At 56.5% G+C, this 13,127-nt stretch carries 12 protein-coding genes; 7 read left to right on the top strand and 5 right to left on the bottom strand.

Going from position 1 to position 13,127, the window contains the following annotated elements; translation table 11 throughout:
- Positions 1 to 157 precede the first annotated feature (157 nt).
- The 4 genes from ACM6J5_RS01225 (at position 158) to ACM6J5_RS01210 (ending at position 4,629) form a co-directional block, all read left to right on the top strand.
- On the top strand, positions 158 to 1,324 hold the full coding sequence (locus ACM6J5_RS01225) for a Gfo/Idh/MocA family protein (protein WP_414927620.1): 1,167 nt from the start codon (positions 158 to 160) through the stop codon (positions 1,322 to 1,324).
- The gene (locus ACM6J5_RS01220) at positions 1,321 to 2,424 is read left to right on the top strand and encodes a sugar phosphate isomerase/epimerase family protein (protein WP_414927619.1); all 1,104 of its coding nucleotides are present in this window, start codon (positions 1,321 to 1,323) and stop codon (positions 2,422 to 2,424) included. The genes ACM6J5_RS01225 and ACM6J5_RS01220 overlap by 4 nt, the downstream gene beginning before the upstream one ends.
- Positions 2,425 to 2,480: 56 nt before the next feature.
- Positions 2,481 to 3,752 carry a nucleoside permease gene (locus ACM6J5_RS01215; RefSeq protein ID WP_414927618.1) on the top strand — a complete coding sequence of 424 codons (1,272 nt, stop codon included), beginning with the start codon at positions 2,481 to 2,483 and terminating at the stop codon, positions 3,750 to 3,752.
- A gap of 202 nt (positions 3,753 to 3,954) precedes the next feature.
- Positions 3,955 to 4,629: a dTMP kinase gene (locus ACM6J5_RS01210; protein ID WP_414927617.1), complete on the top strand. Its 675-nt coding sequence runs from the start codon at positions 3,955 to 3,957 to the stop codon at positions 4,627 to 4,629.
- Between the two features lie 184 nt (positions 4,630 to 4,813).
- Here ACM6J5_RS01210 and ACM6J5_RS01205 read toward each other — a convergent pair whose 3' ends face one another.
- The 3 genes from ACM6J5_RS01205 to ACM6J5_RS01195 all read right to left on the bottom strand — a co-directional run bounded on the left by ACM6J5_RS01205 (position 4,814) and on the right by ACM6J5_RS01195 (position 7,410).
- Entirely contained in the window at positions 4,814 to 5,161 is a 348-nt protein-coding gene (locus ACM6J5_RS01205; protein ID WP_414927616.1) for a hypothetical protein, read from the bottom strand.
- A gap of 331 nt (positions 5,162 to 5,492) precedes the next feature.
- A complete protein-coding gene (locus ACM6J5_RS01200; RefSeq protein WP_414927615.1) occupies positions 5,493 to 6,419 on the bottom strand; it encodes a 2-hydroxyacid dehydrogenase in 927 nt (308 codons plus the stop codon).
- 10 nt (positions 6,420 to 6,429) lie between these two features.
- Complete coding sequence (locus ACM6J5_RS01195; protein ID WP_095942145.1) at positions 6,430 to 7,410, bottom strand: isopenicillin N synthase family dioxygenase; 981 nt, start codon at positions 7,408 to 7,410, stop codon at positions 6,430 to 6,432.
- A gap of 191 nt (positions 7,411 to 7,601) precedes the next feature.
- On the opposite strand from ACM6J5_RS01195, the gene ACM6J5_RS01190 reads away from it, so the two are divergent.
- A complete protein-coding gene (locus tag ACM6J5_RS01190) occupies positions 7,602 to 9,638 on the top strand; it encodes an NADH:flavin oxidoreductase (RefSeq protein WP_150672559.1) in 2,037 nt (678 codons plus the stop codon).
- 105 nt (positions 9,639 to 9,743) lie between these two features.
- Here ACM6J5_RS01190 and ACM6J5_RS01185 read toward each other — a convergent pair whose 3' ends face one another.
- Positions 9,744 to 10,520, bottom strand: a complete 777-nt coding sequence (locus tag ACM6J5_RS01185) for a pyrroline-5-carboxylate reductase family protein (RefSeq protein WP_095942147.1) — start codon at positions 10,518 to 10,520, stop codon at positions 9,744 to 9,746.
- Positions 10,510 to 11,217, bottom strand: a complete 708-nt coding sequence (locus tag ACM6J5_RS01180) for a TetR/AcrR family transcriptional regulator (protein WP_095942148.1) — start codon at positions 11,215 to 11,217, stop codon at positions 10,510 to 10,512. Before ACM6J5_RS01180 ends, ACM6J5_RS01185 begins: the two co-directional genes overlap by 11 nt.
- Positions 11,218 to 11,534: 317 nt before the next feature.
- Between ACM6J5_RS01180 and ACM6J5_RS01175 the strand changes: the two genes are divergently transcribed.
- Positions 11,535 to 12,302, top strand: coding sequence for an SDR family NAD(P)-dependent oxidoreductase (locus ACM6J5_RS01175; RefSeq protein WP_095942149.1), 768 nt, complete (start codon positions 11,535 to 11,537; stop codon positions 12,300 to 12,302).
- Positions 12,303 to 12,314: 12 nt separating this feature from the next.
- A complete protein-coding gene (locus ACM6J5_RS01170; protein WP_095942150.1) occupies positions 12,315 to 13,070 on the top strand; it encodes an SDR family NAD(P)-dependent oxidoreductase in 756 nt (251 codons plus the stop codon).
- The last annotated feature ends 57 nt before the right edge of the window (positions 13,071 to 13,127 follow it).

The raw sequence follows: 13,127 nt of genomic DNA, 5'->3' as shown, positions 1-13,127 counted from the left end.
AGCTTAGCGCAGGTCGGCCGAGCCCTGAAATGTTCGTGGATTTTAATCCGGGTATTTGACACCTCGCACAACTGCGCCTAAATTCTCGCCACGATGTAACCGGTTACATCATGGCGAAAGATAAGCCTGACACCGCCTCAAACAGAGAAAAGTCGCGATGAATGTTCCAGTGCCAAAAATAAGAATGGGGTTTGTCGGTGGCGGCGAGGGCGCCTTCATTGGCAAAGCCCATCGTCAGGCCGCCGCGCTCGACAGTCGCTTTGAACTGGTGTGCGGTGCGTTTAGCCGAGACGTCCGCAACAACCAGGACACGGGCGCGGCGCTGGGATTGCCCGCTTCCCGCTGCTACAGCGACTGGCAACTGATGCTCAATGCCGAGCGCGCGCTACCCGCTGATCAACGCATGGAACTGCTGGTCATTGTCACCCCCAATCACTTGCATGCGCCGATTGCCAGCCAGGCGCTGCGTGCAGGGTTTCATGTGTTCAGCGAGAAACCCGCGGCGCTGAATCTGTCTGAGCTGTTACCCCTCAAAAAGCTGCTGGAGAGCAGCGACCGCCTCTATGGATTGGCCCACACCTACCTCGGTTATCCGATGGTCTGGCAGGCTCGGGAAATGGTTCGCGACGGTGTGATCGGCACGGTGCGCAAGGTCATCGTCGAGTATCCCCAGGGCTGGTTGAGTCAGGATGTGGCCGGGCAGGGCAACAAGCAGGCGGGCTGGCGCGATCAACCCGAACAGTCGGGGTTGGGAGGCTGCATTGGCGATATCGGTACCCATGCCTTTTCATTGGCCGAATTCGTGGCAGACCAACCCATCAAGCAACTGTGTGCGATGTTGAATACGCACCTTGCAAGCCGGCAACTGGACGACGACGCCGCGATGCTGTTCAAGATGGCCGACGGCGCGAGCGGTGTATTGATCGCCAGCCAGGTCTGCGCTGGCGAAGAGAACCCGTTGAAGATCCGCATCTACGGCGACAAGGGCGGGCTGGAATGGCGTCAGGAAGACCCGTCGAGCCTGATTCATCGCTCTATTGATCAACCCTTGCGCATCCTGCGTTCGGGTGTCGGTCAACCCTGGTTGTGCGAAGCCGCGACCCGACGCATGCGTCTGCCCGCCGGACATCCCGAAGGCTATCTGGAGGCCATGGCCAACCTCTACGGCGACTTCGCCAGCGCAATCCGCAGCAACGTCGAAGGCAACGATGCCCCCGGCGTACCAGGCATCGAAGTTGGACTGCGCGGCATGGCCTTCATCGAAGCAGTGATCGCCAACCATCGTGGCGACACCAAGTGGACCGAACTGGTCTGCCATCCATGAACCCGGAGAGTCCCCCCGTGAACCCTACGCCCCAACCCCCGACAGGCTTGCGCGGGCCAGGTATTTTCCTGGCGCAGTTCATGTCCGCTGAAGCGCCATTCGATACACTGGCCAATATTGCTCGTTGGGCGGCGTCCCAAGGGTACAAGGCCATTCAGTTACCCACGTCGGGCACGCAATACATCGACCTGGCGCGCGCCGCCGACAGTCAGGATTATTGCGACGAATTGAAAGCCATCTGTGCTCAAGCGGGCGTCGAAATCAGTGAGTTGTCGACGCACCTGCAAGGCCAACTGGTAGCGGTGCATCCGGCGTTCGATGCCTTGTTCGATGACTTTGCGCCGGCGCACTTACGTGGTCAGCCGCAGGCGCGGACCGAATGGGCCATCGACCAATTGAAGCTGGCGGCCCGAGCCAGTCAGCGGTTGGGGTTGAAGGCTCATGCGACCTTTTCCGGCGCGCTGCTCTGGCCATATCTCTACCCTTGGCCGCAGCGGCCGAGCGGTTTGGTCGAACAGGGTTTTGCAGAATTGGCCAAGCGCTGGTTGCCGATCCTCGAGTGTTTCGAAGAGGCCGGCGTCGACCTGTGCTACGAGATCCACCCCGGCGAAGACCTGCACGACGGCGCCTCGTTCGAGCGTTTTCTAGCGGCTGTCGACCATCATCCACGCGCCGCCATTCTGTATGACCCGAGTCATCTGCTGCTCCAGCAAATGGACTACCTGGGGTTCATCGATCGCTACCACGACCGCATCCGCATGTTCCACGTCAAGGACGCCGAGTTCCGGCCCGATGCCCGCTCGGGTGTCTACGGCGGGTATCAGGTATGGGTCGATCGACCGGGCCGCTTCCGTTCTCTGGGCGATGGCCAGATCGACTTCAAATCGATCTTCAGCAAACTGACCCAATACGACTTTACCGGTTGGGCCGTGCTGGAGTGGGAGTGTTGTTTGAAGGATTCGACACAGGGTGCCGCGCAAGGAGCGGCGTTCATTGAGCAGCACATGATCACCAAGACACAAAAGGCGTTCGACGACTTCGCCAGCGTGACGTCCGACGAAGGTTTCAATCGTCGACTGCTGGGTTTACCCGATGCCTGAATAAAACGTTGCTCGTTCCTCTCTCCAAAAAGAAAAACAATAAGACGGTGATTGTTATGACCATGATGACCGCGCGATTAAGCGCCATGATGTTCCTGCAGTTCTTTATCTGGGGCGGATGGTTCGTCACCCTCGGTACATTCCTCGCCAGTAATCTGGGCGCAAGCGGCGGGCAGATCGGCATGGCATTCTCGACACAATCCTGGGGCGCGATCCTCGCGCCGTTTGTGATCGGCTTGATCGCCGACCGTTTCTTCAATGCCGAGCGCATCCTCGCCGTGCTGCACCTGGTGGGCGCCGTGTTGCTGTATCAGCTTTATCGAGCGCCAGATTTCAGCACGTTTTATCCGTTCGTACTGGCCTACATGATGACCTACATGCCGACCCTGGCATTGGTCAATTCGGTCGCGTTCCGGCAGATGAGCGACCCGGCCCTGGAATTTTCCCGTATTCGCGTGTGGGGCACCCTCGGTTGGATTGTGGCCGGTGTGGTCATCAGCTTTGTGTTTGCGTGGGACTCTCAAGGCGCAATTTCATCAGGCGGATTACGCAATACCTTTCTGATGTCGGCGGTTGCTTCTCTGGTTCTGGGCCTTTACAGCTTCACCCTGCCGCGCACCGCCCCCCTGAAGCCAGCGTCGGGCAGCGGTGGCTTCAAGCAAATGCTCGGGCTGGACGCCTTGGGCTTGCTCCAAGACCGCAGCTACCTGGTGTTCTTCATCGCCTCCATTTTGATCTGCATTCCGCTGGCGTTTTATTACCAGAATGCCAATCCGTTTCTGGCGGACATCGGCATGACCAACCCCACGGCGAAAATGGCCATCGGTCAGGTCTCGGAAGTGCTGTTCATGCTGCTCCTGCCGCTGTTCATTCAGCGCTTCGGCATCAAAATCGCGCTTTTGGTGGGGATGCTGGCGTGGGCCTTGCGCTACCTGTTGTTCGCCTACGGAAACAATGGCGACTTGGCCTTTATGCTGTTCACCGGCATCGCCCTGCACGGCATCTGCTACGACTTCTTCTTCGTTTCGGGCCAGATCTACACCGATGCCAAAGCCTCGGAACACTTCAGAAGCTCTGCCCAAGGCCTGATTACCCTGGCGACCTATGGTCTGGGCATGCTGATCGGCTTCTGGGTCGCCGGGCAAGTGACCGATCACTACGCGTTGGCGGACAGCCATGACTGGAAAAGCATCTGGTTGTTTCCGGCGGGTTTTGCCTTAGCGATTTTTTTCTGTTTTTCGCTGGCGTTCAAGGGACAAAACGTTGAGACGCCAGGTACTTCGCGCGCAGACGGAAGAACCAGTAGGGTGCCGCTGCACAAACCCTAGCGTCTCGGAATGTTCGTTCTGAGTATAAAAAACTGACTGGTGAGGGCAGGGGAGAGAGCTGTTGGATGTGGCGATAGCTCATGAGATAGTGCTCGACGTACTCGTCTCTCACGCTGATCCGCTGCAAATCTCCCATTGTTGGCCGCCAGTTGTCACGGCCGACCAGATGGAAAAAAACCGTATATCAATCGTTATGTGAAGAATGAATCGTCCGCTGTTTGTTTCTCTAGATGGGCCCAAAGGCGCCGGCAAAACCACACTGTTGGAGGCCGTTACGAAAGTACTGAGGGCAGACAACAAAAAGGTGATCCGACTTTGCGAGCAAAAAAGCGATCCCTATAGGGGTGAAACAATGGCCCTCGTGAACAAACTCGTGAGAAATCCCACCCGGGATTTGGAGTTGGAGGTTTGTGAGCGCTTTGCCGATAGCCGTACCTGGATTTCCCGGCACGTGCTGGCTAAACAGCCACCAGACAGCATCATCTTGATCGATCGCTGGTACCCGTCTGATGCCGCGTTTCGCCGGATAGTCCCGTTTGCAGAGATTCTACAGCTGAACATCGATCGAAACGTGCGAGTGCCAGACCTGCATGTCGGGGTTGTCACCACGCCTGAAATTTCATGGGCCAGGGCCGCGGCACGACGGCGTGGGCTGAGTAGTACCGTGATCCATAAGCTGGAAGAACATGTCGCTTGTACCAAGGCGTTCGAGCGAGCGATTGCAGATCACGGCTGGGTTTTATGCCGTAATGAAGGAACGATCGAAGACGCAACGATGCAGGTGGTTTCTGAGATCTATAGAGTCCTTCGATGCCCCGTAGGCGAAGTTCGCTGCGCCGGTCTTGTCGCCTTAGGGTTGCCGGCTGATGTTTTGTAACGCTTCGGGAAAGGGCATTCCTTTTTTATCGAAAGCCACAATTTTTTGAGAATGTGGACCTCTGAACGTGAAGCGGGGATCTGCCTCAATACAGGATTTAACATAATATACATTATGCGTAACGTCCAATACGGATGTGGGAGCATCTGGTGGCCAGATTTGAAGCACGCCCAGGCCTCGATCACTACCGGGCCACAAAATTTCCGCTGCTCGACTCATACCGATACCGGCTGTTGGTGAACACGTCGCGGAATCTCTCAAAGGAACCTTCCTGGCTGTCCAGGGCCAAGCTGCTCCGAATCGCTTCGAGCATCGCATGGAACAACGTCAACAGATCGTGCTTATCAGGGGTTTTACGGCTGGCTTTGTCGGCGCTTTGCAGATGCTGGTGAGCTTCGGCCAACGCTACGGCGTCGAGTTTGTAGGTCTCGCCGGATGTACCTTGATGCTGGTACGGAAATAAAGCTCTTGAGCAGGATTTCCATGCCAATCTCCGCATTGACCTGGACAACGTGCGGTAGGTTTTGCGCATTCAGAACCTCAGCGGCTTTCAGGTAATTGTGAGCGCGTTGAAGCATCCAGCTAGGAAAATGATCCATTGCATACTCCTTTGAATGGCCGCCGTGGATGGCTGGAGCCATTTATTTACGGGGCTTGTTATCGATTACACCTGTGCTTTGAAGATATCGCACATATTTGGAAGATAGCGAATAAGGATGAGTTACCTCTGGATCATCTGGTCAACTCCCCTCCTTCATTAATAACCAGAAATTATAACTAAACTAAACAACCATTTAGTTGAGCTAAGTTATAGGTCAGTCTCGATGGTATTCGACTGGAGCTTCCACTCTTCCTCTTCCTAACTAATAGCCTTTAGACCGATCAACCACATTCAACAGAGGCATTCCTTCACGCTCTCTTCGAAGATTCTCAACTATCACTGCCACACCACCTTCAATCTGCACATCGCTTGCAACATGAGGGGTCAGGAGCACTCGAGGGTGTTTCCAAAGTGGGTTGTCTTGAGAAGGAGGCTCTTGTACCAGTACATCCAGTACGGCTCCTCCCAAACGGCCTTCATCCAACGCGGAAAGCAAAGCCGTTTCTATAACGTGGGCGCCACGTCCCACGTTAATCAGTCCAGCTCCATGAGGCAGGCAATCGAGCCTCGCGGCATTGAGTATCCCATCTGTTTCGGGGGTCAGTGGCAACATGTTCACTAGGATGTCGCACTGCCCTAAAAACGCCTCCAGTTCGTCCGGGCCGACGTAACAGTGACCACCGGGCACTTCCTTCAAAGAGCGATTCCAGCCACTGAGCTGAAATCCCAATGGCTGAAGGCGATCAAGCGCGGCGCGTCCGAGATTGCCAACCCCCATGACACCAACACGCCGCTGTGAAGCATGCACGATTGGTCGAGGTTGCCAGCGACCACTGCGCTGATCCACTTGGTAAGCGAGGATGTCTCGATGCAAGGCAAGAACACCAAACAGAACATACTCGGCCATAATGTCAGCCATCGAGCTATCTACCAGCCGTATCAGCGACACGTTAGCAGGCAAACGAGCCAGATCGAACTGATCAACTCCAGCCCCGGCAGCGTAGAGGAGTCGAAGATTACCAAACTGCTCCGCAATGTCGGCAAGAGGCACCCAAGCCAGGATGTAGTGCACCTCTGCCGGGTTACCGATATCAGGCCATTGGCGGAACTCTAGTTCGGGGGCGAGCGTTGACAGGCAATCTCGCCATTTCTGCACATCGGCGGGGTCGGCCATATACAGGATGCACATAGAAAACGCCCTATTCGACTTTCAGATGCGCATAGCTATCAACGAAACGCTTAAATTTGTGTTTACCACAAGTGTACGCTTCATACTTCGCGGGTAGAGCCTCACTCACGCAGGTTGGCACAGGCTCAACAACCGCATCGAAGTCCAAATCAATAAAGAAAGGTATTGAATAGCGCTCTAGACCGCTCGTATTGATGACGCGATGCATTGTCGAGGTGTAGCGATCGTTGGTGAGGGTTTGAACCAGATCACCAATGTTGACGATAAAAGTGCCTTCAACGGGTGGGGCAGTAACCCACTCCCCTGCTCGGTTCTTGACTTGTAAACCGCCAACTGTGTCTTGAGACAGGACTGTCAGGAAGCCGTAATCCGTGTGTGCACCAATACCGATCTCTTCCAGGGAGACCTTTCCTGTCTGAGGCGGATAACGCAAAACGCGCTGAATAGTGATGGGCTTGCGTTGGCGTTGTTCAAAATAATTGTGCGGCAAATCCAGACTCAGCGCGATGCCGCCGATGAGCGTTCTCGCAAGCGCCAATACAGCTGAATGATAAGCCTCGGCAACCGTTTCGAATTGCGGCAGTCCGGACGGCATTTGATTAGGGCCAAAAAACGGAGAAACTTCATCGTAATGGGCGCCGTAATCAAAGCACTCTTTGAAGTCGCGCGTATTGGCAGGATCTACGTTTTCCGCATACATCGGGATGTAACCACGTAGCGTTAGCCCGGAGTTCACGATATTAAGTGTGTTCTTCTCTTCGGATGGAAGCTTGAAAAAAAGTTTGGTGAGCCTGTACATCTCGTCTATCAGTTGCTGCGAAACGCCATGGTTTTTTATATAAAAAAAACCCACCTTTTCGCACGCTTCGCCTATCTGGCTTGCCACCCGCAGCGGATTTTCGCCGTTTATGAGTGGCGAAATATCTATGACCGGGATTTCAGTGAAGGCAGTTTGTTTGCTGGCCAAACGAATATCAAATAACTCAGTCACGCTTCTCTCCTTCTAAATGGATGACAGACGCGGACGAGCTACATTCGTCCTTGTTTGGGCGGATGTTAATCCAGGTTTTTTCGGCACGCAAGCAAAATGTACACCTGTGTCATCGAACGTTGACACAGGTGTACATTTATCCTAATTTTAAGTCACCGAGCCTGATGAAGCCCACTTTGGAGCGCACCACGATGTCCAGCGATCCCTTGCTGCAACCTTATAAAATCAAGAATCTGACCCTCAGAAACCGGATCATGACCACCTCCCATGAACCGGCCTACCCTGTGGACGGCATGCCCAAGGATCTCTATCGCGCCTACCACGTGGAGCGCGCCAAAGCCGGTGTCGCCCTGACCATGACTGCCGGTTCCGCTGCCGTATCCCGAGACAGCCCGCCGGTGTTCAACAATGTGCTCGCCTACAAGGACGAAGTAGTTGGTTGGTTGAAGGACCTGACCGATGAATGCCACGAACATGGCGCGGCAGTAATGATCCAGTTGACTCACCTGGGCCGTCGCACCCGCTGGGACAAGGCCGACTGGTTACCGGTGGTGTCGCCGTCACACCGCCGCGAGGCGTCGCACCGCTCCTTCCCGAAGAAAATGGAGGAATGGGACATCGAGCGGATCATCAAGGACTATGTAGACGCCGCGGAACGCATGAAGGCGGCAGGTCTCGATGGCCTGGAGCTTCAGGCTTACGGGCATTTGATGGACCAGTTCTGGTCGCCGTTGACCAATGATCTCGACGGCCCTTACGGCGGGTCGCTGGAAAACCGCATGCGCTTTACCTTCGACATCCTGCGTGGCATCCGCCAGCGTGTAGGCGAAGATTTTCTGCTGGGCGTTCGTTACACCGGTGATGAAGAACTGCCTGGCGGCTTCACTGCCAGCGAGGGCATGCAGGTTTCTCACATGCTCAAGGACAGCGGACTGGTCGACTTCCTGAACGTCGTGCGCGGTCACATCGATACGGATGCAGGGCTGACCGATGTCATCCCGATTCAGGGTATGCGCAACTCGCCCCATCTCGATTTCGCTGGCGAGATCCGCTCGTCGACAGGCTTTCCGACCTTCCACGCGGCGAAGATTCCCGATGTCGCCACCGCGCGCTACGCGATCGCCTCGGGCAAAGTGGACATGGTGGGCATGACCCGCGCGCACATGACCGATCCGCACATCGTGCGCAAAATCATCGAGAAGCGCGAAGAAGACATTCGCCCCTGCGTGGGCGCCAACTATTGCCTGGATCGCATCTACCAGGGCGGCGCGGCCTACTGCATCCACAATGCAGCGACGGGGCGGGAAACCACCATGCCTCATGACATTCCCAAAGCCGCCGTCAAGCGCAAGGTGCTCGTGGTCGGTACCGGCCCTGCCGGGCTGGAAGCGGCGCGGGTCGCCGGTGAGCGCGGTCATGACGTGACGGTGCTTGAGGCCGCTGACCAACCCGGTGGGCAAATTCGTCTGACCGCGCTGAGCGAGCGTCGTCGCGAGATGATCAGCATCATTGATTGGCGGATGGCGCAATGCGAACGGCTGGGGGTGAAGTTTCACTTCAATACCTGGGCCGAAGCCGACACTGTGCAAGCCTTCGAGCCTGACGTGGTTATCGTCGCGACCGGCGGCCTGCCGGATACCGAGGTGCTCAGCAAAGGCAACGAACTCGTGGTTTCAACCTGGGACATCATTTCCGGCGACATCAAGCCCGGTCGCAACGTACTGATCTTCGACGATGCGGGGGATCATGCTGCCCTGCAGGCTGCCGAGGTCATCGCGCAAAGCGGTGCGAGCGTCGAAATCGTCACCCCTGATCGCTCGTTCGCACCTGAAGTCATGGCCATGAACCTGGTGCCCTACATGCGCAGCCTGCAGGACCTGGACGTCACCTTCACCGTGACCTACCGGGTCGATACCGTGGAAAAACGTGATGGCGGGCTCGTTGCAACCTTTGGCAGCGATTACGGACAGGTTCACAAGCAGCGCGTGGTCGATCAGGTGGTCGTCAACCACGGCACCCTTCCGCTGGACGATTTGTACTTCGACCTGCGTCCTCTCTCCACCAATGGCGGCGCAGTAGAGCAGCATGACCTGATCGCCGGCACGGCACAGAACATCGTCACCCATCCCGAAGGACGCTTCCAGCTGTTCCGGATCGGCGACGCCGTGTCTGCTCGCAACACCCACGCGGCCATCTACGACGCTTTGCGCCTGGTGAAAGAAATCTGAATCCCTGGCACGTCTGGCGCGGTCAAGGGCCGCACGGAGCGTCCCATGACGCCTTCTGCAGTGAAGGCCCTTCAGCGGGCCTTCACTGTATATCCCCTGCCCCGGCTACATTCCCCGCCGCGCAACCTCAGCGCCTGCATTGACTGCCCGCCCCACAATGGATTCGATATCCTGATCGGCCATCGACTGCAGCGCTGCTGCCGTCACACCACGGTAAGCCATCAACGACTCAATCATTTGCCGCGGATCGCGGCTGGCAAGCATCTGGCCGCCCCCCACCACCACGCCTTGTGCAGCGCGCTGGGCGATGGCAAGGGGAATTCCCGCAGCCACCGCCTGATTAGTCAGTGCCATTTGCAACATTGCCGGAAAGGCCGGCCCAGTCCCGGACAGCGCGCTGAGGTAATCGATACAGTCTTCATCAGGCACTTCGTCCGCTGAACCCACGCACTCGAACAGTCGTTGCACCCACTGGCGATCGCGTTCAACAAGGTTTCCGGTACAGTGCCAGGGCGTGAACGACTGCCTGATGTCCACGGCCGCATTCGGCATGGCCCGCACCACTGCATCCGCACCGGTGGCCGCGCTGATGGTTGCCGCCGGAACTCCGGCCATCAGGGAAATCACCAGCTTGCCGCGAACGTTGATCCGCAGTTCACGAAACTGCTCCGGCCGAATGGACAGCACGACAATATCGCTGAGGTCCACCAACTGCTGGTTGTCGGCCTGCAGTCTCACGCCTGGCTCGAAGGTACTGACGCCGGAGCGGTTCGAGATCAGCAAACGGTCAGGCCCGATGAACCCGCTATCGAGCAGCGCCTGGGCGATAGCGCGGCCGAGCCAGCCGGTGCCCCCGATGATGCCCAGAGTTCTATTCTCCATCGGCAGTCGACTCCTCGAATGTATCGACCAAGGGAACGAAAACGCCGGGCTCTTTTTCCGCGTAGCCGAACTTTCCATAAAAGCGGTCCAGCTCGCGCCGCTTGGGTACTTTGCCGGTAAACACACTCACGTACTGAGGAATCCGTCGAAATCGTACGACGATATCTTCATTGGTTTTCATGGAGATGTAGCCGATCTGCGTGAGGTAGATCGTCCTGGCCCGAACATCGGCCCCCTCGCCGTCGTAGCCAAACCGTCGAAACATCGCGGCCAGGGCATTCATCCGGGTTTCATCGGCCAGAGCGATTTCAGCAGTGACCTCGTCCGATTGCAGCGCCCAACTGCGCACGGCAAATTCGAACTGCGAGTCGAACAGTTCAGGGTTCACCCAGCATTCGAAGACATTTAGAATCGCTTCGGAAATACTTTCTGCGTAACTCTCGCATTGGCTGACCATACCGCCGGTGTTCTTGTCCCGCCATCGAGCCAGGAGTGCCGCGAGCAGCTGTTCGCGATCTTCATAGAACCAGTAAAAGCTGGTACGGGACAAATTCAAGCGTTTGGCCAGCGGCATCACCCGCACAGCATCCACACCCGACTCTTTAAGAGCATCGTAGGCGGCGTCCAGCCAAACATCGACGGAGCCTCGCCAGCCGGCATCCTGCGCTTTGGTTTTCGCCCTTCCTGTCTGTGACATTCGGGTGCACCTTTATTTGAAAATTCTTCGCCACTGTACACCTCAGGATCCGTGGCGTACACGGCATGTACAGGGGCGTACATTTTCGAGACGATCAATCGCCAAATCAATTGAGCACGTCATCAATGATCCGAATCAATTAACTTTTTGAAAAAGTGCGGACACTTTTATCAAGACTTCGCGGACACCAGAAAAAACTATCGAGTCAAAAATTTCAGGATAACGCCACGTTATCTTTGGCCCTGTAAAAAAGTTATTGGACGCTGCATTCCATTGAAATTAAATAATGGCTGCACCAAAAACTATTAGGTTGCCCTATGAAATTCAATAATAAGGTGGTGGTCATTACCGGCGCTGCTGGCGGTGTCGGACAGGCATTGGCGTTATTGTTCGCCCGAGAAGGCGCAAAGCTTGTTTTATCTGATCTTGACGAAGCCGGTTGCAAATCAATCTCAGCCAAAGTTCGTGACCTGGGCGCCGAAGTGCACTACGTGGCAGGCGATTTACGCCGAAAAGAATATTGCGAAGCGATTGTCCAAACGGCCGTCGATGTTTTTTCGGGGATCGATATCGTATTGAACAATGCGGGCATCATTCCCCGCGGCACGATAGAGGAAACCACTGACGACATGTGGTTCGACGCCATGGGCGTAAACCTGAATGCGGTGTTCTTCATCTGCCGTGCCGCGATACCGCACATGAAAAATCGCCCGGGCGCCGCAATCGTCAACACATCATCTGTCTGGGGAATTTATCCAGGCCCCGCCCACGTGGCGTATTGCACAAGCAAAGGGGCCGTCGCGGCTTTGACCAAAAATCTGGGCCGCGATTGCGCCCCTTTGGGCATCCGTGTCAACGCCGTGTGCCCGCACGAAATCAATACCCCGATGATACGCAGCGGCTTTGAACGTCGCGGCCTGGATCCGGACAAAGCCGTGCAAGAGTTAAACAAGAGCGTGCCGCTAGGCCGTATCGCCGAGCCCGAAGACATTGCGGATGTCATCGCATTTCTGGCGTCCGACGAGGCCAGGTACATCGCCGGTGAAACGGTAGAAGTCACAGGCGCCAAGCCGGTGTCCGGCTAAGGAGAAGTAGCTATGCTCAACGGTAAAAATGTAGTGGTGACCGGGGGCGGCAGAGGGATTGGCCGAGGCATCACCGAACAATTGCTTGTGGCGGGAGCTACGGTGTTGATCGCTCAGCGTCAGGCACTGGACGCCGACTTGCAAAATCACCCTCAGGTCTATTTCGTCGAGGCAGATCTCGCTGCGGTGGAGTCCCCCGGTTTGATCGCGCAAATAGCCCGGGAGCAGCTCGGCGGAGTCGATGTCCTGGTGAATAATGCAGGGTTCATGTTCGAAAAATCGATTGATGAGATGACCGAGCAGGACTGGGATCGCATGATGGCTGTCAATCTGCGGGCACCAGCGTTCTTGTGCAAGGCGTTGGTGCCTCAGATGCGTCAGCGAGGCGGTGGCAGCATCATCAACATCGGGTCGATCGAAGGAATAGGCGCCAACCCTGAACATGCCGCGTACTGTGCCTCCAAGGCTGGCATCCATGGGCTGACCCGAGCCTTGGCAGTCGATCTCGGACGGGACGGCATTCGCTGCAATGCCATTGCTCCAGGGTGGATAAACTCCGAGTTGAGTGATGCATATCTCGCCGCTCAAGCTGATCCGCACGCGGCGCGCCAGGCACTCCAGCGCCTTCACCCGGTCGGACGCACCGGGTTGCCGGCGGATGTCGGCGGGACAGTCGTTTTCCTCGCTTCGCAGTCATCGGCCTTCATTACCGGGCAGGTGCTCGTGGTGGATGGGGGGCGCACAGCGAAACTGCCACTGCCGTTTTGATCGAATCAGCCTGACAGCCTGACTTGCAATGGAGGGAGTCACTGACTCTCCTGCGCT

This window comes from Pseudomonas sp. IT-P74 (assembly GCF_949768175.1).
Classification (GTDB): domain Bacteria; phylum Pseudomonadota; class Gammaproteobacteria; order Pseudomonadales; family Pseudomonadaceae; genus Aquipseudomonas.
This window is presented reverse-complemented; position numbering and strand designations above follow the sequence as displayed.